The sequence below is a fragment of the Methylobacterium crusticola genome (genome assembly GCF_003574465.1).
Classification (GTDB): domain Bacteria; phylum Pseudomonadota; class Alphaproteobacteria; order Rhizobiales; family Beijerinckiaceae; genus Methylobacterium; species Methylobacterium crusticola.
Genome location: NZ_QOWC01000030.1, coordinates 17,152 through 34,793, shown reverse-complemented (window position 1 = coordinate 34,793; position 17,642 = coordinate 17,152). Strand labels below are relative to the sequence as shown.

Genomic DNA, 17,642 nt, shown 5'->3' with positions numbered 1-17,642 from the left:
GCCTCCGTTCCCAGCCGGCCGCGCCGGCCCGGGTGCCGCCGGGCCGCGCGAGCGGGGCAGCTCCCCCGACATCCCCCCGACGAAAACATCTCGCTACCGGCGCGACGCCACTGTACTGTCGCGGCAGACTGATCCGTCGATCCGCACGATTTTATCAAACATACTTCGTTCGAATTCAAACAGAAAAGCAATCTGCCCTGGGGTGCCGGTCCTCTTCTGACGCGATGGGGGGAATTTGACATGGCAGAGTCGATGCTTCAGCAATATTACGATGTGTCGCACTGGATGTACGGGCGGCCGGACAGCGATCTCCCGCTGCCGATTCCGGACAACCTGAGCCTGTACAGCTACCAGGGCATCACGTTAGATTCCGGTCTGCTGTCGAGCGGGTTTCACGGCACGGCCTTCGTGACGAACGATGCCGACCCGCGGATCATCATCGGGTTCGAGGGGACGGACACGGCGGGCGCGCGGGAGCGGCCCCTGTTCCTGCTCGCGCAGATCGAGGCCGACCTGGCGCTCTACCGCGGCCTCGTCCCGCAGGCCCTGCGGGACGCCGGGACCTTCACCGCGCAGGTGCTGGCCGCGACCGATGCGCAGCACATCGCCCGGGACCACGTCACGGTCACCGGGCACTCCCTCGGCGCCGGGGAGGCCGCCTACGTGGCGGCCCGGGAGAATCTCGGCGGCACCACCTTCGCGGCGCCGGGCCTGCCCCCGGGCGCCGTCCCCGCCGCGGCATCGCCCGAGGACCTGACGAACTACGTCGAGTTCGGCGATCCCGTCGCCAATTACAGCGCGACCCCGGTGAACTACGAGGGGGCCTTCCTGTTCGAGGACGGCATCGCCCGCTACGGGGATCCGACCTACGTCGGGGTCGATTCCGAGAAGGACCTGCTCAGGGGCGCCCTGGGAGCGGCGGGCGCCCAGTTCGAGCCCGGCACGACCGTGGCGCAGCGGGCCGCCGGCCTCGCGGCGTTCGGCGCGCTGGCCGCCGAGTACCACCCGCTCACGACCTACGGGGGGGACCTCGACCTCGCGTCCTCGGTGCCGGAGGCGGACGCCTCGCGGATCATCGGCGGCGACGATTACCGGCTCCTCCTGGGCGACCTCGCCGACGGGAGCTTCCTCGTGAAGGACGCCTACTACGCGATCACGAACCCGGACGTCCGCGCCGCCGGAATCGACGCCGAGACCCATTACGACGCGTTCGGCTGGCGCGAGGGCCGCGACCCGAACGCCGTGTTCTCGACGACGGGCTACCTCGCGGCCAACCCGCACGTGGCGGCCTCAGGCATCAACCCGCTGACCCAGTTCGACCAGGGAGGCTGGCGGGAGGGACGCGACCCGGGTGCCGGCTTCGACGCCGAACTGTACCTCGCGCGCAATCCGGACGTGCAGGCCGCGGGCGTCGACCCGCTCGCGCACTACCTCGCGTTCGGGCAGGCCGAGGGCCGGGAGGCCTACGCGGCGGTCGGCCGGGCGGGCGACCTCACCGCCCATCCGGGCTTCGACGCCGAGTACTACCTGCTCGCGAACCCGGACGTCGCCCGGGCGGCGCGCGAGGCCGGCGCCGGCGCCTTCGAGCTCGCCTACCGGCACTACGCGACCCTCGGCTGGCGCGAGGGCCGCGACCCGAACGCCGCATTCGACACCCGCGGCTACCTCGCCGCCTACGCCGACGTGGCGGCGGCGGGAATCGACCCCCTCCTGCACTACGACCAGTTCGGCTGGCGGGAGAACCGCGACCCCTCGCGGCAGCTCGACACCTCCGCGTACCTCGCGGCGAACCCGGACGTGGCGGGCGCCGGGATCGATCCGATGCTGCACTACCTGCAGTTCGGCGCGCGCGAGGGGCGCGCCTCCCTGGATGACGGCGCCTTCGATCCGCCCGGCCGCGCCTGAGCGGCGCAGGTGAGGCGGCGCGAACCTGCGCGGCGCGAAACCGCGCGCGCGCGGCACCGTCCCGGATGCCCGCCTCGTCTGCAACGTATCCGCGGAGCCATGGCTTCCTCTGGTATCGGAATGGTACTTCAAGCCAACGTGCAGCCAGGTCAATTGCTCGCAACTGATCTGGCTGTGTTGACATCTGAAGATCGGCTGTGCTTCTAGCTTCGTGTCTCGAAGAGGAATGCCTGAATGGCCGACGAATACGCTGGTGCACCTGCCGATCTGACTGCGCTCACGGCCGACATCGTCTCGGCCTACGTGGCCAGGAACCACATCCAGCCCGCCGAGCTGCCGGCCCTGCTCCAGACCGTGCACGGCGCGCTCGGGGGACTCGGCCGACCCGCCGCGGCGCAGCCCGAGACGCTGACGCCGCCCGTCCCGATCCGCCGGACGGTGACGCCGGACGCGATCATCAGCCTCGAGGACGGCCGGCCCTACAAGACGCTGAAGCGCCACCTCGCCGGGCGCGGCCTCACCCCCGAGGAGTACCGGCGCAAGTGGGGCCTGCCCCACGACTACCCCATGACCGCCGCCAACTACGCGGCGCAGCGCTCCGAGCTCGCCAAGAGCATCGGCCTCGGCCGCAGCCGCGAGGCCGCGGCGGCCGCCAAGGCCACGGCCGCGGACGAGGTGGTCTCCGCGCCGGCCGAGGGGGCGAAGCCGGGCCGCCGCGGCCGCAAGGCCGCCTGAGCGCGGCTCTCAGGCCGCCGGGCCGCCGATCCGGGCGCCCGCGCGGGCAGCCGGCGCGCCCGTCGCGCGTTTCCCCGTCGGGAACCGGAGGGACACCGCCATGGCGCACGCGACGAGCAGGGGCGGCTCCCTGCTGCTCGGCATCCTGATCGGGATCCTGCCTCAGGCCGGGGCGGGCGCGGCCGAGGCGGAGCGCGTTCGGCCGCGCATCATGGAGGCGGCGGCCCCGAACCGGGTCGAGTTCCTGTGCCCGGGCGAGACCACGATGGTGGTCGAGTTCTCGGGCACGGACCAGTCCCGCGCCGCGCGCGTGGTGCCGGCCGGCGGCGAGGCCGTCACGCTGCCCGAGCAGCCGAGCGGCTCGGGCTTCCGCTACGGCGACGGCACCCGCGAGCTGCGCGGCAAGGGCCGCGAGGTGACCTGGACGGACCAGAGCGGCCGGCCGGTCGTCTGCACGGAGAAGGCCGACACCGCGCCGCCCGGGGCGCGCTGACGGTCGCCGCGGCCCCCGGGCAGGCTCCCCCGGCATCAGCGACCGGGCCTCACTCCGGCAGGCCGGCGGCGCGCATGCCCTGCACGAACAGGTCCCGGCCGGGCGAGGGGCGGTAGAGGCGCAGGGCCCAGCCGACGCGGTAGCTCGGCTCGAGCGCGAGCAGCGCCCTTGCCGCCGCCGCGGCCTCGTCCCGGCGCCCGAGCCCCGCGAGGCTCGCGGCGAGGATGCGGTAGCTGCTCGTCCAGCTCGGCTTGTCGCGCACCGCGCGGCGCGCCCAGGCGACCGCTTCCTCGTGCGCGCCCTGCATGCACAGGGCGAGGGCGAGGCCGGAATCGAACAGGAAGGTCTCGCGGTCGAGGGGGCTCTGGCGCTTGGCGGCGCGGAAGAGCTCGGCCGCGCGCGCCGGCTCGCCGACGTAGCACCGCACCCAGCCGCTGCGCTCGTAGGCCGCCGCCGAGTTCGGGTTGAGGGCGAGCGAGCGCCCGAGCAGGCGGAGCGCCTCGTCGTATTCCTGGCCCAGGAACGCGAGCGTGTTGCCGGCGAGCATCAGGATGGCGGGGCTGTCCTGGGCAGAGGCCATCGCCAGGGCGGCGCGGGCGCAGCGCAGGCCCTCCGCCCCGTCCCGGGCCGGGTCCGTGCTCCAGCCCTGGGCGATCAGGAAGGTGTGGCACTGCGCCATCAGGGCGCGCGGCAGCGGCTCGTCGGGGAGGGCCTGCGCGGCCGCCGCGAGCGAGCGCAGCAGCGGCCGGATGCTCTCCTGGCTGGTCGACGAGAAGCTCGCGTAGGCCGAGAGGAACGGCGCGTAGATGCCGATTCCGGCGCGGCCCGGCGCGGCCGCCGGGCGAGCGGGGGGCCGGCCCGGGGCGATCGTCGCGAGGGTGCGCGCCACGATCTCCGCCTGGAGCGCGGGGAGCGCCCCCTCGTCGCCCTCGAAGCGCTCGCTCCAGACCGCCCCGGTCCCGTCAGTGGCGCTGAGGCACGCGGTGAGGCGCACGCGCCCGCTGGTGCTCTCGACGCGGCCCTCCAGCACGGAGGCGACGCCCAGCACCCGGCCGACCTCCTCGAGCCCGACCGCCCCGCGCCGGACCGTGAAGGCCGAGTTGCGGCCGCTGACGAACAGGCCCGGCGTGCACGCCAGGGTCTCGGTGAGGTGCTCGGTCACGCCGTCCGCGACGCTGCGCGCGCCGGCGGCGTCGGCGACGTCGCGGAACGGCAGCACCGCGATCGACGGCCGGTCCGGCAGGGCAAGAGGCATGTCCGACAATCGCATGGCGGTCACCCGTGATCACCTGTGCTGGCCGCCCTATCGCCCAAAGGAGCGCCGCAGTCGAGCGGCCTCCCCCGACCTGTGGCGAGACTTGCCGCGAGGCCCGTCGAGCGCCGTGCGCGCACCACGCAACACGGCCGGGCGGTCGTCCCGGCGACGCAACACGCGGCGCAATCTTCCGGTTATGGCGCAGCTTTAGAAGCAAGCCATCGAATGAGCAATGCCCATCGCATTCGGGAGGTTGGCGTGCGCCAGTGCTTCGACGACATCGCGTTCCTGATCACCATCGCGCTGGTCGCCCTCTGCGGTCTCTGCGTCAGCCCCGCCAGGGCGGCCGCGGATCGCGCCGACCCGCGCCTGTCCGTCGCCCGCAAGGCGCCGCCTCCCTGCCCGGCGCGGACGTGGCCCTACATCACGACGACCTGCGTGGCCTGAGACGATCCCCCGGGTGAGCGGCCGTCCGGCTCTCGGCGCGCCGCCCCTGCGTGCGCGAGCCCCGGCTCCGCCCGAGCCCCCACCGCATCCCGTTCCCCGCGGCCGCGTCCGGCCGCCCTGCCGCGAGCGCCCCATGATCACGGTTTCGGTTCTCCTCGTCTCGGTCACGCTCCTGATCGCCGGCGCCTTCTCGGCGCTCGCGATCCTGTGCGACTGACCCGCACGCCGGCGGGCACCCGCCGGGTCGGCGCCCCTCAGCCGAGCCATCCGAGCAGCCGGAACCAGAGGTAGTCGAGCGGCACCAGCACCAGGAACGTGACGGCGGCCACGGCGAGGCAGAGCGTCGCCCCGTCCCGCCCCGGAACCTTGCCCATCCCCATGGCGACCACGATGGGCGCCGCCTGGTAGGGCAGCAGGGGCGTGGCGTAGCCGATCACCTGCACCATCAGCACGGTCACGAGGGGCAGCCCCGAGGCGTCCGCGAGAGCCCGCGCCAGGGGCGTGAGCAGCGCCGGCACGCCGTTCGCCGTCACCACGAAGTTGAACAGCACCGTGAGGCCGACGAGGGCGCCGAAATCCCGGGCCGGCCGGGCGGGGTCGAGGGGCAGCGTCGCCAGGATCGCCCGTCCGAGCACGTCCCCGAGCCCGGAGCGCGTGACGAGCGCGGCGAGCCCCAGGATCGCCGCGAGGTAGAGGCAGGTGCGGAAGTTGACGCCGGCGGCGAACTCCTCCCCGGTGAGGAAGCCGACGCGCGGCAGCAGGCAGAGGCAGGCCGCGACGAGGCCGACCCAGGCGGGCGGGACGCCGTGGAGCGTGTCGGTCGCCCAGAGGGCCAGCGTCCCGAGGAGCAGGACGCCGAGGCGCCGCTCCGCCGGACTCAGCGGCGCCGGCGCCGGCGCGGGCGGCGCGGGCCGCGGGCGGGCGGGGAAGAGCGCGCACAGGCAGGCGGCGAGCACCGCGCCCTTGAGCAGGCCGAGCACCGGCCCGTGCAGCAGGAGGTAGGGCAGGTAGGCGAAGTGCACCCCGAGGGCGCTCTCCGCCGCGCCCGCCATGACGAGGTTGGGCACGTTGGCCGGCAGGATGCTGGCGGAGAGCTGGAAGGTCCCGAAGCCCACGGCGAGCGCGAGCGCGCGCCGCCCGCCGCTGCCCTCGGACAGCCCGGCCTGGTCCGCCAGGGCGAGGACGATGGGCATCAGCAGGGTGATGCGGCCCATGTTCGACGGCATCACGAGAGCGAGCGCGTAGGTCAGCAGCACCACGCCGCCGACCAGGCGCGGCCAGGAGCCCGAGAGGTGCGCCGCCAGGAGCCGGCCGATGCGGTCGGCCAGGCCCACCCGGCGGATCGCCGTGCCGAGGACGAAGCCGCTCAGCACGAGCCAGAAGGCCGAGGACTGGAAGCCCGAGAAGACGGCCTCCGCCGGGGCGACGCGCAGCACCATGGCGGCGGCGAAGAACAGCAGGGCCGTGAGGTATTCCGGCAGGCGGGCCGTGGCCCAGAGCAGGATCGTCGCGGCGGTGAGCACGGCGGGCAGCCACAGCCCGCCCGCGGACGACACCTGCCCCATGCGTTCTCCCCCTTCGCTTCCGGCGAAGGATGCCGCGGCAGACGCGCGAGGAGAAGACGTGGTTGGGGCAGGCGGCCTTCGCGGCGCACGAAGGTCGCCCGGTCCCGCTCCCGGCCGGCCCCCGGGCGCCGGCGCGTCCCGCACCGCCCGGGTGCGGGCCGGCGAAGTCGCCGTCCTGTGCGGCGCGCCGGGCGCAAGGCTCGGGAGCATCGCGGCGGATCCGGTGCCAAATCCAGGGGGGCGGGGCGGCGCGATGACGGCGCGGGACGTCAAGGCGACGCACTCCGCCCGCCCGTCCTCGGCGCCGCGTCGACTTCGCCGCGCGGAGCGATCCGCCGTCGCGGCCGCCGCCGAGCCGCCGGAGGTCGCAGCGACAACAGAAAGCACGGCCGCACGCGAGCACATCGCGGGCCGCCGCCTCGCCAGCAGCCGCGCCGGTCTTTCCGACACCTCCGGTCGGCAAGCAATGCAACCTCGATGAGCCGGCGAGATCGCGAAGTGTGTTTGGACTCACGGCGTTCGATTTGCCGCTGATCCGCCCCTTATCGCAGGGAGCGGCCGCGAGGACATCTCGCGGCGGGCCACGTCGTCAGTCGAGGGACAATGCCGTTCGGCCCGCCTCCGGTATAAACCCTGACTCGCCACACTCCTTGATTTATTGTTAAGTTCGCGCGCGGGCCGGGATTGCAGCCGGCGATCGACGCCCAGCCGTGGAGTGATGCATGCTGATGAGACGCCTGGCCGCTGCCAGCCTCCTCCTGTTGCAGACGAGCGGATGCGCGCGCCTGTTCCACGAGCCGGCCCAGTACGCGCGCATCCCCCCGGGTGCGACGGCCGACGACGAGCCCGGCGGCCGGACCCCGCGGCCCGCGGCGCGCGGCCCGCGCGTCGCGGCGGTCGATCCCTTCGCGGCGCTGCGCCAGTCCGAGGCCGACCGCAAGCGCTGGTCGGTCGAGCGCCCCACCGACGTGACGAAGCTCCAGTGGCCCTCGGGCATGCGCGGCCTCGCCCGGAACGATGCGCCCCGCGACGCGTCCGGGCCGAACACGACCGCGAGCCTGCCGGAGGGGCGCGCCGGCGAGGCGGCCGCCCCCCCTGCGGCCGCCAGGAACCCGGCGAACAAGGTGGCGGCCGCCAAGGACCCGGCCGGCCGCGACGCGGGCAGGCCGCCCTACGACGGCGAGAGCGTCATGAACCGGCTCCTGGATTCGGGCGACAAGGTCGCGCGGCCCATCTGCCAGGGCTGCTGACGCCGCCAGGCCGCGCCGCGGGCCGGGTCCCGCCGCGGGCTAGGTCCCGCCGCGGGGCAGCGGCCGCACGGTACGGGCGGCGCCGCGCCGAGGTCAGAACGCCGAGCCCTTCACCGCCACCCCGGCGTAGCTCGATCGGGCCTGCACGCCCCAGTGCCCGTCCTTCAGCGTCACGATGTAGAGCGACTCGTAGGAGCCGAGCGGCCTGTCGCCCGCGCCGTAGCGCGTGAACCGGACGAGGAGGTGCAGCTTGTCGGACGATTGCTGGACGAGCCGGCGCCAGTCCCAGCGCGAGTGGGACCAGCCGCTCCTGCCGAGTTCCCCGACGTCGTTCGCGCGGGCGTAGTCCTCCGGGGTGTTCCAGACCTGGACCTCGTGCCCGGCCAGGCGCACGTGCGGGAAGTTCAGGGTCGCGGCCCAGGCCGCCGGATCCCGGGCGTTGAACGCGGTCATGAACGCGTCGAGGACGGCGCAGCCCTGCGCCAGCAGGGGCGCCGGGCTCGCCTGCGCGCACTCGTCGGCGGGCGTCGGTTCGGCTCGGGCGCCCGTCGCCGCGAGGACGAGGGCGGCTGCGAGCAGGCGGCGCGTGACGGACGGCATGGCGGGTCTCTCCTCTTCAGGGAAAGGCGAGAGCAGCATCCGATCACGCTGCAATCGGCCGCTGCTCCAGGTTTTTGATTCTGCCGCATTTTCTGCGGCGAACCGGTGTCCACTTCGCCGGAAAATGCTCTGGGTCTCGGGTGAAGGGCAACGCCGGTCGCCGGCCTCGGGAGCCGTGCCCTCCCTCCGCACCGGCATCGATCCCGCGGGTCCCTTCCGGCGCACCCGGCGCGCCCGCGCGGCTCTCGGGCGCGGTCAGATCTGGTAGGTGAGGCTCGCCTCGACCTCGGCGAGGGGCATCGCCCGCATCTGCGCCAGCGTCAGGGTGTCGAGGACGGCCGCGATGCTGTTGCGCACCTCCAGCATCGCCAGGCGCACGGCGCAGCGCGCCTCGTCCTCGCAATCGTCGCACGGCCGGTAGGCCGTGCGGCTGGCGCAGGGGATCGGCGCCAGCGGACCGTCCAGCACCCGCACGACGTGGCCGATCCGGATCGCCTCGGGCGGCCGCGCCAGGGCGTAGCCGCCGCCCGGCCCTTTCCGGCTGTGCACGAAGCCGGCGTTGCGCAGGTCGCCCAGGATCGCGTCGAGGAACTTCTTCGGGATCCGGTGGGCCTGGGCGATGTCGGCCACGCCCGTCCGGGCGCCGGGCGGCAGCCCGGCGAGGTGGACCATCGCCTTGAGGCCGTACTTCCCCTTGTTGGTCAGCATCGTCGTCCCGTGCGGTATTGCCGGCGTGGACCCGCCCGGCGGATCGCGCGGCCGGACGCGGGGGCTGGTCGAGGCCGCCCCCGGACGGCGTCCGGGACGGCGGGGAGCGCCTATTTCAGCCCGAAGCCGCGCCGGGCGAGGGCGGCGTGCAGGCGGTCGCGGCCGCTGAGGGAGCCGGGGCCGCGCACGCGCTCCAGCGCGGCCTGGATCCAGCCGACGCCAGGCATCCGCTGCTCCGCCTGAAAGCCGCGCAGCGCCGCGTCGTACTCCGCGATCGCCGCGCGGGCGAGGGCGGGATCGTAGCGCCCCCGGTGCAGCACCACGCCCTGGGCGAGCCGCGGCTTCACGGCGGCGGGCTGCTCCGGGTCGGGATGGCCGACGCAGTGCCCGAACACCGCCAGCACGTTCGGCGGCAGGCCGAGGATGTCGGCGACGGCCTCCGGGTCGTTGCGCAGGGCGCCGATGTAGACCGAGCCGAGACCGAGGGATTCGAGCGCCACCGTGGCGTTCTGGGCCGCCAGCGCCGCGTCGACGATGCCGACGATCAGCGTCTCCAGGTAGTCGAGGCCCTCGGTCGGCCGGTCCTCGGCCCGGCCCAGGCTCGCGAGGCGCGACAGGTCGGCGAGCCAGACGAGCACGAGGGGCGCCTCGACCACGTGGCGCTGCCCCCGCGCGACCTCGGACAGGCGCCGCTTGGCCTGCGGATCCTCGACGGCGACGACGCTCCAGGTCTGGAGGTTCGAGGAGCTCGGCGCCGATTGCGCGGCGGCCACGAGCGTCTCGAGCGTGCCCGGGGGCAGGGGATCGGGCCGGTAGGCGCGGACCGAGCGGTGCGCCAGCAACCCCGCCACGACGCCGTTCCAGGCCAGTTCGAGGTCCGCCGCATGCTCCCCGTAGCGGGCGCGCCACGCCTCGCGCCGCCCGGCCTCGATTCCGCTCATGCTCGTCCCCGCCTCCGGTGATTGGGCCCGCCGCACCTTAGCAGCGTCCGCGCCCGCGCAATAGTATATCAAACAGAGTGACTATATAGGTGCCGGGCGCGCCGGCCGCGAGGCCGGTCCGGCATCCGGGCGCGCCGGCGCGCAAGGCCCTAGGCGCCGTGGCCGTTTCGCGCGATACGGGCGCGGCTCGGGAGCCGCCGCCCGAGCCTTCCCCGCAGCCCCGTCCGTCCGAGGGACATGGTCGAGATCCTGTTCCAGCGCCTGCTCCAGGCCGCCGCCGTCATGCTGGCCATGTCGGTCCTGGTCTTCGCCGGCGTGTACGCGATCGGCAACCCCATCGACGTCCTGATCGGGCCGGACGCGACGCAGGCGGTGCGCGCCGAGGTGATCGCGCGCTACGGCCTGGATCTCCCGCTCTGGCGGCAGTACCTCGGCTTCCTCCGGCGCTTCCTCGAGGGGGATTTCGGCCGCTCCTTCGTCTACGACCTCCCGGTCCTCGACCTCATCCTGACCCGGCTGCCCGCCACCCTGGAGCTCACGCTCACGGCGGTCGCCGTCGCGGTCGCGGCGGGCGTGCCGCTCGGCATGTATGCCGGCTACCGGCCCCGGAGCGCCGCCGCGCGGGCCGTGATGGCGGCCTCGGTGGTCGGCGTCTCGGTGCCGACCTTCTGGATCGGCCTCATCCTGATCCTGGTCTTCGCGGTCTGGCTCGGCTGGCTGCCGGCGGGGGGCCGCGGCGCCACCGTCGCCGTCCTGGGGACCGAGTGGAGCCTGCTGACCCTGGACGGGCTCGCCCACCTCGTGCTGCCGGCGCTCAACCTCGCCCTGTTCAAGCTCGCGCTGATGATCCGGCTCGCCCGGGCCGGCACGCTCGAGATCATGTTGAGCGACACGGTGAAGTTCGCCCGCGCGGCCGGATTGTCGGAATGGGCGGTGCTGCGCCACCACGTCCTGCGCCTCATCGCCATCCCGCTCGTGACGGTGCTCGGGCTCGAATTCGCCTCGACGGTCGCCTTCGCGGTCGTCACCGAGACGATCTTCTCCTGGCCGGGCCTCGGCAAGCTCATCATCGATTCCATCACCTCCCTCGACCGGCCCGTGATGGTCGCCTACCTGATCCTGATCGCGCTCCTGTTCATCGTGATCAACCTGATGGTCGATCTCGCCTACGCGGCCCTCGACCCGCGCCTGCGCAGGCGGCGGTCCGCGTCGTGACGCAGGCGGGACCCGCGGATTCGCCGCTGCGCCGCTTCGTCGGCGAGTTCAGCGAGAACAAGGCCGCCCTCGCGGCCCTCGTGGTGGTCGCGGCCATCGTCCTGACGGCGGTGTTCGCGCCCCTCGTGGCGCCGCAGGACCCCTACGACCTCGCGTCGCTGTCCCTGCGCGACGCCCGCCGGCCGCCGGGCTACGTCGGGTCGGGCGGGTACACGCACCTCCTCGGCACCGACGCGCAGGGCCGCGACCTGCTCTCCGCGATGCTGTTCGGGCTGCGCATCTCCCTCGAGATGGGCCTCGTCGCGGGCGGGCTGGCGCTCTGCATCGGCACCGCGGCCGGCATCACGGCCGCCTATCTGGGCGGCCGGCTCGGGGGCGCCCTGATGCGCGTCGTCGACCTGCAGCTCTCCTTCCCGGCGATCCTCCTCGCCTTCGTCCTCTCGGCGCTTCTCGGCCAGGGCAAGCTCCAGCTCATCGCCGCCCTCGTCGTCGCGCAGTACGCCTACGTCGCGCGCACCGCCCACGGCGCCGCCGCGGCCGAGCGGCACAAGGACTACGTGGCGGCGGCCCTGTCGACGCCCCTGAGGGGGCGCACCGTCCTGTGGCGCCACATCCTGCCCAACGCCCTGCCGCCGGTGATCGTGGTGGCGAGCGTCCAGGTCGCGGGCGCCATCTCCCTCGAGGCGACCCTGTCCTTCCTCGGCGTGGGCCTGCCGCCGACCGAGCCCTCCCTCGGCATGCTGATCGCCAACGGGTTCCAGTACATGCTCTCGGGCCGCTACTGGATCTCCGTCTTTCCCGGCGTCGCCCTCGTGGTCCTCGTCACGGCGATCAACGTCGTCGGCGACCAGCTCCGCGACCAGCTCAACCCGAGGCTGCGCCGGTGACCGCCGACGTCGCCCTCGCGGTCGCGGACCTGCGCACGCACTTCTTCACGCGGGCCGGCGTGGTGAAGGCGGTCGACGGGGTCTCCTTCACCCTGCGCGGCGGCGAGGTGCTCGGCCTCGTCGGGGAATCGGGCTCCGGCAAGAGCATCACGGGGTTCTCGATCCTCGGCCTCGTCGACGATCCGGGGCGGATCGTCGGCGGCTCGATCCGCTACCGCGGCCGCGAGCTGGTGGGCCTGCGCGCCGCGGAGCTGCGGGCGGTGCGCGGGCGCGAGATCGCCATGGTGTTCCAGGACCCGATGATGACCCTCAACCCGATGCTCGCCATCGGCCGCCAGATGGACCTCGCCCTGGCGGCACACGGCGGCCGGCCCGCGGCGGCGCGGCGGGCGCGGTCGGTCGAGATCCTCGGGCGCCTCGGGATCCCCGAGCCGGCGCGGCGCCTCGCCGCCTACCCGCACGAGCTCTCGGGCGGCATGCGCCAGCGCGTCGCCATCGCGTGCGCGCTCCTCAACCGTCCCTCCGTCATCATCGCGGACGAGCCCACCACCGCCCTCGACGTCTCGATCCAGGCCCAGATCCTGCGCGAGATGACGGACCTCGTGCGCGACACCGGCGTGGCGATGATCTGGATCAGCCACGACCTCGCGGTCGTCTCGTCCGTCGCCCAGCGGGTCGCCGTCATGTATGCCGGGCGGATCGTCGAGGACGGCCCGGTGACGGCGGTCCTGCGCGGCCCGCGCCACCCCTACACGCGCGGGCTGCTCGACAGCCTCCCGGCCCAGGGACGGCCGGGCGAGCCGCTCGCGCAGATCCCCGGCACCACGCCCTCGCTCCTGACCCGCCCGGCGGGCTGCCCGTTCCACCCGCGCTGCGGGCGGGCGACCGAGCCGTGCCGGACGGCCGAGCCGGAGCGCCGCGCCGACGGCGAGCACGGCTTCCGCTGCCACAATCCGCTCCCGGAAGCGGCGCCATGAGCCGGCCCGCGCCCGCCGCGACCCGGCCGCTCGTCGAGCTCGCCGGCGTCTCGAAGCGCTTCGCGACGCCGGCGCCGCTCGCCGCGCGCCTGCTCGCGGCCATCGGCCGGGCCGGCGCCGACCACGCCCTCCACGCCGTCGAGGCGGTGAGCCTCACGGTCGCCCGGGGCGAGGCGCTCGGCCTCGTCGGCGAGTCGGGCTGCGGCAAGTCGACCCTCGGCCGCATCGCGGCCGGGATCGCGACCCCCAGCCGCGGCCGGGCGCTGGTCGACGGCAGCCCGGTGCGTGCCGGGGAGCGCAAGCTCACCACGCGCGTGCAGATGATCTTCCAGGACCCCTACGCCTCGCTCGATCCGCGCATGCGGGTGGGCGACGCCCTGGCGGAGGGGCCCGTCGCGCACGGGCTGACGCGGGCCCGTGAGGCCCGGGCCTACGTCGCGGCCTGGCTCGCGCGGGTCGGCCTCGACCCGGCCTTCGCGGACCGCTTCCCGCACCAGTTCTCGGGCGGCCAGCGCCAGCGGGTCGCGATCGCCCGGGCGCTCGCGATGCGGCCCGACATCCTGGTCTGCGACGAGCCCGTCGCCTCGCTCGACGTCTCGATCCAGGCGCAGATCGTCAACCTGTTCCTGGCGCTGCGCCGCGAGCTCGACCTCACGCTGCTGTTCATCAGCCACGACCTCGGCGTCGTGCGTCACCTCTGCGACCGCGTGGCCATCATGTATCTCGGACGGATCGTCGAGATCGGGCCCGTGGCGGAGATCTACGCCGCGCCGCGCCACCCCTACACGCGCGCGCTCCTCGCGAGCGTGCCCCGGCTGGTGATCAAGGACGGCCCGCGGGCGGGGTTCCAGCCGATCCGCGGCGAGCTTCCCTCGCCCTTCGAGCGCCCGCCGGGCTGCCCCTACGAGACCCGCTGCCCCCTCGCGGTGGCGCGCTGCCGCGCCGAGCGGCCGGCCCTGCGCCCGATCGGGCCCGTCCTCGCCGCGTGCCATCTCGCCGAGGGCGGGCCCGGCGGCGGGCCCGCCCCGTGACCCCGGGTCCGCGGGGCGGATCGGGCGGCGCTCAGCTGCCCGGCGCCGGTCAGCGGCCCGGCGCCGGCCTGATGTTCATCGCCAGCGTGTCCTCGTCGACCCGCGGCGTGACCACGACCCGCGCCTTCTGGGCGGCCCAGGCCGTGCCGATGATGACGAGCGGCAGGCGCGGACGGTCCCGCGCGGTGAGCGCCAGCGCCTCCTGGAGCAGGCCGCGCCGCTGGCCTTCGTCGAGCGCGACCGCCGCCCGGTCGATGATCCCGTCGAGCGCGGCGTTGCTGTAGCCGGTCACGTTGTAGTTGCCGGCCCCCTTGGCCGCATCGAAGCTGTGGTTGAGCGACGAGAGCGTGTAGTGGGCCTCCCCGGTCGAGGTCGCCCAGCCCCACATCGCCAGCGAGTACTCGCCGCGCTGGCGGGCGGGGAAGAACAGGGCCGTCGGCTGGGCGTTCGCCGTCACCGCGACCCCGATCCGGGCCAGCATCTGGGCGAGCGTCGTGCCGACCTCCTTGTCGCCCGGGAGGCGGTCGCTCGTGAAGCTCAGCGCGACCTTGAACCCGTCCGGGTAGCCGGCCTCGGCCAGCAGTTTCTTGGCCCGCGCCACGTCCGGCTTCGTGACCGGGATGTCCGTGTTGTAGCCGAAGATGTTCGGCGTCACGAGCTGGGAGGCGGGCTTCGCCTGGCCCTCGGTGGCGAACTCGGCCAGGGCCTCCCGGTCGATCGCGAGGTCGAAGGCCTCCCGGACGCGCGGGTCGAGGAAGGGGTTCTTCGCGAGGGGCGAGCCGTCCTTGGCGCTGACCTGCGGGGGCTTCTCGCGGAAGTCGAATTCGAGGTTGAAGACGTAGATCGTGCCCGTCGACACGATGGCGAGCTTCGGATCGCGCGACAGGGTGGCGATGTCGGAGGAGGGGGTGCGCGCGATCACGTCCACCTGGCCGGCCTTGAGCTGCGCCACCCGGGCGGCGTCGTTGCTCAGCTCCTTGCGGACCACCTTCTCCCAGGGCTCGCGGCCGCCCCAGAACCCGTCGAACCGCTCGAGCACCAGCTGGTCCTTCGGGACCCAGGACACGAACCGGTACGGTCCCGTGCCGATCGCGGCCTTGCCGGAATTGAAGCCCGGATTGGCCGTCTCCTGCGTCGAGTAGTCCCTGGCCGCCTTCTCGGACACGATGAAGACGCGCACGAAGTCGTTGGGCAGGGTCGGGGCCGGTCCATTCGTGGCGACCCGCACCGTGTAGGGGTCGACGACGGTGACATCCCTGACCCGCCGGACGTAGACCGAGGTCGGGTTGGGCCCGCTGATCTTGCGCGAGCGCTCGATCGAGAACTTGACGTCGTCGGCCGTGAAGTCCGACCCGTCGTGGAATTTGACGCCGCGCCGGAGCTTGAACTCCCAGGTCGTGGCATCGACGGGCGTCCAGCTCTCGGCCAGGCGCGGCTGAAGCGACAGGTCGTCGCCGGCCCAGACCAGGGTGTCGAAGACGTGCTTCAGCGTCTCGGCATGCGTGCCCGTTGAGGTGTAGTGCGGATCGATGGATTCGGGGCCGGCCCTGACGCCGATCGTGAGCGTCTGAGCGAGGGCGCCGCCGGTGCCGGCCAGCATCAGGGCGGCGGCGAGGGCGAGCGAGGGGAGAGGGCGCATGCGGCTCGGGGTTCCGTGGTTCACGCCGTAGTCTACAAACACTGTGTGCTATTTCAACGGCACGGCGTCCCGCACCCGGGCAGGGTGGGGGCCCGGCAACAGGATGGGCGACCATGAGCGATATCCAGGCGGTCACCGCGCGCACCACGAGGGAGGCGGGGCGCTACGTCCTCGAGGGCCCGGGGAAGGTGTTCCTCTCCGATTCGGCGCTGATCCGGCAGAAGCCGTCGGTGGCGCCGAACCCGATCGAGTTCCTCGTCTCGGCGCTGGCCTCCTGCGCCATCGCCAGCGTCGAGAGCGACGCGCGCGACCTCGACGTCGCGGTGCGGGGCGCGGGCGCCGAGGTCACGGCGACCCGCGACGAGGCGGACGAGAGCCGTTTCCGGAGCATCCTGGTCGCCATCACGGTCGAGGGGGTCGACCAGGGCACCGCCGAGCGGCTGACGGCGCACTTCATCGGCCACTGCCCCGTCTACAACACCATCCGGCGGGGCGGTCCGATCGAGGTCGCGGTCAGGGCGGTCCCCTGAAGGCGCCCCGTGCGGGCGCGGCGCTGCCGGGCACCGACGCCCCCGGCGAGACGCCGCGGCAGCCCGCCCGCCCCCCCGGGATCCCGCCGCCTGCTCGTCCACCGGGCGCCGGTCCGGAAGGCGCGGCGCGCAATCGTCCCTGTGATGCGCTCCCTCGCGCCGGACCGGTGTCCACTTCGGCGGGAAGCGTTCTAGGATCGGGGTCATCCCGGCGCTGAAGGACGGGACGGGGAGGACGTCATGGCGATCACACGCAGGGCATTCGTGCGTCGGGCCGGCGCCGCGGCGGCGGCCCTTCCGCTGCGTCCCCGGCGCGCCCGCGCCGAGGGCGCGCTGCCGCGCATGAGCATGGGCTCGCCCATGCCGCAGGCCCACCCGGCCACCACCTGCCTCGCCGCGGCGCTCGACGCCATCCGGGCCGAGAGCCAGGGCGAGATCGACATCGTGCTCTATCCCAACAGCCAGCTCGGGAGCGAGCCGAGCATGCAGTCGCAGCTGCGCTCCGGCGCCATCGCGTTCTCGGTCACCTCGGTGAGCTCGCTGCAATCCCTCGCCCCCCTGGCGGGCATCCCGGGCGTGGCCTTCGCGTTCTCCAGCTACGGCCCGCTCTGGAGCGCCCTCGACGGGGGCGACCTCAGCGGGCGCATCCGCGCGGCCCTCGGCAAGTTCGGCCTGCACGCCTTCCGGGTCGTCGACAACGGCTTTCGCGACGTGATCACCGGCGTGAGGCCGATCGCCAGCGTGGCCGACCTCCAGGGGCTGAAGATCCGGGTGCCGCCGAGCCCGCTGCTGACCTCGCTGTTCAAGGCGCTCGGCGCCTCGCCCACCACCATCAACCTCGCCGAGACCTACGCCGCCCTGCAGACGCGCATCGCCGACGGCATGGAGAACTCCCTGCCGCAGATCGAGGCGACGAAGGTCTACGAGGTGCAGAAGTACCTCTCGCGCACCGGCCACAGCTGGGACGGGTTGTGGATCCTGGCCAACGCCCGGGCCTGGGAGGCGCTGCCGGCGGACGCCCGCGCCCTGATCGGCCGCCACCTCGACGCCGCCGTCGACACCCAGCGCAGGACGTTCGCCCAGATGGACGCGGACGGGGAGGCGCTGCTGCGGGCCAAGGGCCTGATCATCAACACGCCGGACCGCGAGCCCTTCCGCGCCGCCCTCGTGCGCGCGGGCTACTACGCCGAGTGGAAGGGCAGGTTCGGCGCCGAGGCCTGGCAGGCGCTTGAGAGCTATACCGGGCCCCTCGGCGCCTGAGGCCCGCGGACGGGGCCGCCGCCCACTCCGCGGCCCCGCGCCCGCGCGCCGGGCCCTCGACTGCGGAGAAGCTTCGGGCCGAGCCTTGAGGGGCGCCGCGTGATCAGTAACGGATCCGGGGCGACCGGCCACGTCAAGCATCGCGGCAACATGGTTAACAATTTGTTGCCGTTCGCGTCTCGTTCTGGTTGTGGAAAACCGGCG

The 17,642-nt window shown here is 73.8% G+C and carries 17 protein-coding genes; 11 read left to right on the top strand and 6 right to left on the bottom strand.

Going from position 1 to position 17,642, the window contains the following annotated elements; genetic code table 11:
• Positions 1-240 precede the first annotated feature (240 nt).
• The 3 genes from DT057_RS15270 (at position 241) to DT057_RS15260 (ending at position 3,133) form a co-directional block, all read left to right on the top strand.
• Positions 241-1,905 carry a Tle-like phospholipase domain-containing protein gene (locus DT057_RS15270; RefSeq protein ID WP_128562958.1) on the top strand — a complete coding sequence of 555 codons (1,665 nt, stop codon included), beginning with the start codon at positions 241-243 and terminating at the stop codon, positions 1,903-1,905.
• Between the two features lie 234 nt (positions 1,906-2,139).
• Positions 2,140-2,640, top strand: a complete 501-nt coding sequence (locus DT057_RS15265) for a Ros/MucR family transcriptional regulator (RefSeq protein WP_128562957.1) — start codon at positions 2,140-2,142, stop codon at positions 2,638-2,640.
• A 100-nt stretch (positions 2,641-2,740) separates the two neighbouring features.
• Positions 2,741-3,133, top strand: a complete 393-nt coding sequence (locus DT057_RS15260) for an MliC family protein (protein WP_203236289.1) — start codon at positions 2,741-2,743, stop codon at positions 3,131-3,133.
• A 49-nt stretch (positions 3,134-3,182) separates the two neighbouring features.
• Here the strand turns inward: DT057_RS15260 and DT057_RS15255 are convergent, their stop codons facing one another.
• Positions 3,183-4,388 carry a tetratricopeptide repeat protein gene (locus DT057_RS15255; protein ID WP_238312880.1) on the bottom strand — a complete coding sequence of 402 codons (1,206 nt, stop codon included), beginning with the start codon at positions 4,386-4,388 and terminating at the stop codon, positions 3,183-3,185.
• Between the two features lie 258 nt (positions 4,389-4,646).
• Between DT057_RS15255 and DT057_RS15250 the strand changes: the two genes are divergently transcribed.
• Entirely contained in the window at positions 4,647-4,835 is a 189-nt protein-coding gene (locus tag DT057_RS15250; RefSeq protein ID WP_128562956.1) for a hypothetical protein, read from the top strand.
• Positions 4,836-5,089: 254 nt separating this feature from the next.
• On the opposite strand, the gene DT057_RS15245 is transcribed toward DT057_RS15250, so the two are convergent.
• Positions 5,090-6,400, bottom strand: coding sequence for an SLC13 family permease (locus DT057_RS15245; protein ID WP_128562955.1), 1,311 nt, complete (start codon positions 6,398-6,400; stop codon positions 5,090-5,092).
• Positions 6,401-7,122: 722 nt separating this feature from the next.
• Between DT057_RS15245 and DT057_RS15240 the strand changes: the two genes are divergently transcribed.
• Positions 7,123-7,650, top strand: coding sequence for a hypothetical protein (locus tag DT057_RS15240; protein ID WP_128562954.1), 528 nt, complete (start codon positions 7,123-7,125; stop codon positions 7,648-7,650).
• Positions 7,651-7,743: 93 nt separating this feature from the next.
• On the opposite strand, the gene DT057_RS15235 is transcribed toward DT057_RS15240, so the two are convergent.
• The 3 genes from DT057_RS15235 to DT057_RS15225 form a co-directional block, all read right to left on the bottom strand.
• The gene (locus DT057_RS15235) at positions 7,744-8,250 is read right to left on the bottom strand and encodes a hypothetical protein (RefSeq protein ID WP_203236288.1); all 507 of its coding nucleotides are present in this window, start codon (positions 8,248-8,250) and stop codon (positions 7,744-7,746) included.
• 255 nt (positions 8,251-8,505) lie between these two features.
• Positions 8,506-8,958, bottom strand: a complete 453-nt coding sequence (locus DT057_RS15230; RefSeq protein ID WP_128562953.1) for an RrF2 family transcriptional regulator — start codon at positions 8,956-8,958, stop codon at positions 8,506-8,508.
• Positions 8,959-9,068: 110 nt separating this feature from the next.
• Positions 9,069-9,899 (bottom strand): NADPH-dependent oxidoreductase, encoded by an 831-nt coding sequence (locus DT057_RS15225; RefSeq protein ID WP_128562952.1) that lies wholly within the window; start codon positions 9,897-9,899, stop codon positions 9,069-9,071.
• A 237-nt stretch (positions 9,900-10,136) separates the two neighbouring features.
• Between DT057_RS15225 and DT057_RS36160 the strand changes: the two genes are divergently transcribed.
• From DT057_RS36160 to DT057_RS15210, 4 genes are read left to right on the top strand one after another with little or no spacing between them, the layout of a single operon-like run.
• Positions 10,137-11,114 (top strand): ABC transporter permease, encoded by a 978-nt coding sequence (locus tag DT057_RS36160; RefSeq protein WP_203236287.1) that lies wholly within the window; start codon positions 10,137-10,139, stop codon positions 11,112-11,114.
• Positions 11,111-12,001 carry an ABC transporter permease gene (locus DT057_RS15220; protein ID WP_203236286.1) on the top strand — a complete coding sequence of 297 codons (891 nt, stop codon included), beginning with the start codon at positions 11,111-11,113 and terminating at the stop codon, positions 11,999-12,001. Before DT057_RS36160 ends, DT057_RS15220 begins: the two co-directional genes overlap by 4 nt.
• Positions 11,998-12,978: an ABC transporter ATP-binding protein gene (locus DT057_RS15215; protein ID WP_128562950.1), complete on the top strand. Its 981-nt coding sequence runs from the start codon at positions 11,998-12,000 to the stop codon at positions 12,976-12,978. Before DT057_RS15220 ends, DT057_RS15215 begins: the two co-directional genes overlap by 4 nt.
• Positions 12,975-14,009 (top strand): ABC transporter ATP-binding protein, encoded by a 1,035-nt coding sequence (locus tag DT057_RS15210; protein WP_128562949.1) that lies wholly within the window; start codon positions 12,975-12,977, stop codon positions 14,007-14,009. Before DT057_RS15215 ends, DT057_RS15210 begins: the two co-directional genes overlap by 4 nt.
• A 49-nt stretch (positions 14,010-14,058) precedes the next feature.
• Here DT057_RS15210 and DT057_RS15205 read toward each other — a convergent pair whose 3' ends face one another.
• Positions 14,059-15,648 (bottom strand): ABC transporter substrate-binding protein, encoded by a 1,590-nt coding sequence (locus DT057_RS15205; protein ID WP_128562948.1) that lies wholly within the window; start codon positions 15,646-15,648, stop codon positions 14,059-14,061.
• Positions 15,649-15,761: 113 nt separating this feature from the next.
• On the opposite strand from DT057_RS15205, the gene DT057_RS15200 reads away from it, so the two are divergent.
• Both DT057_RS15200 and DT057_RS15195 read left to right on the top strand, forming a co-directional pair.
• Complete coding sequence (locus tag DT057_RS15200) at positions 15,762-16,178, top strand: OsmC family protein (RefSeq protein ID WP_128562947.1); 417 nt, start codon at positions 15,762-15,764, stop codon at positions 16,176-16,178.
• Between the two features lie 240 nt (positions 16,179-16,418).
• Complete coding sequence (locus tag DT057_RS15195) at positions 16,419-17,438, top strand: TRAP transporter substrate-binding protein (protein ID WP_238312882.1); 1,020 nt, start codon at positions 16,419-16,421, stop codon at positions 17,436-17,438.
• Positions 17,439-17,642 lie beyond the last annotated feature (204 nt).

What these genes read in the sequence shown, in the direction of transcription:
- DT057_RS15270 (WP_128562958.1), top strand. Translation starts at nt 241, where the DNA reads ATGGCAGAGTCGATGCTTCAGCAATATTACGATGTGTCGCACTGGATG.
- DT057_RS15265 (WP_128562957.1), top strand. Translation starts at nt 2,140, where the DNA reads ATGGCCGACGAATACGCTGGTGCACCTGCCGATCTGACTGCGCTCACG.
- DT057_RS15260 (WP_203236289.1), top strand. Translation starts at nt 2,741, where the DNA reads ATGGCGCACGCGACGAGCAGGGGCGGCTCCCTGCTGCTCGGCATCCTG.
- DT057_RS15255 (WP_238312880.1), bottom strand. Translation starts at nt 4,388, where the DNA reads ATGCCTCTTGCCCTGCCGGACCGGCCGTCGATCGCGGTGCTGCCGTTC.
- DT057_RS15245 (WP_128562955.1), bottom strand. Translation starts at nt 6,400, where the DNA reads ATGGGGCAGGTGTCGTCCGCGGGCGGGCTGTGGCTGCCCGCCGTGCTC.
- DT057_RS15240 (WP_128562954.1), top strand. Translation starts at nt 7,123, where the DNA reads ATGCTGATGAGACGCCTGGCCGCTGCCAGCCTCCTCCTGTTGCAGACG.
- DT057_RS15235 (WP_203236288.1), bottom strand. Translation starts at nt 8,250, where the DNA reads ATGCCGTCCGTCACGCGCCGCCTGCTCGCAGCCGCCCTCGTCCTCGCG.
- DT057_RS15230 (WP_128562953.1), bottom strand. Translation starts at nt 8,958, where the DNA reads ATGCTGACCAACAAGGGGAAGTACGGCCTCAAGGCGATGGTCCACCTC.
- DT057_RS15225 (WP_128562952.1), bottom strand. Translation starts at nt 9,899, where the DNA reads ATGAGCGGAATCGAGGCCGGGCGGCGCGAGGCGTGGCGCGCCCGCTAC.
- DT057_RS36160 (WP_203236287.1), top strand. Translation starts at nt 10,137, where the DNA reads ATGGTCGAGATCCTGTTCCAGCGCCTGCTCCAGGCCGCCGCCGTCATG.
- DT057_RS15210 (WP_128562949.1), top strand. Translation starts at nt 12,975, where the DNA reads ATGAGCCGGCCCGCGCCCGCCGCGACCCGGCCGCTCGTCGAGCTCGCC.
- DT057_RS15205 (WP_128562948.1), bottom strand. Translation starts at nt 15,648, where the DNA reads ATGCGCCCTCTCCCCTCGCTCGCCCTCGCCGCCGCCCTGATGCTGGCC.
- DT057_RS15200 (WP_128562947.1), top strand. Translation starts at nt 15,762, where the DNA reads ATGAGCGATATCCAGGCGGTCACCGCGCGCACCACGAGGGAGGCGGGG.
- DT057_RS15195 (WP_238312882.1), top strand. Translation starts at nt 16,419, where the DNA reads ATGGCGATCACACGCAGGGCATTCGTGCGTCGGGCCGGCGCCGCGGCG.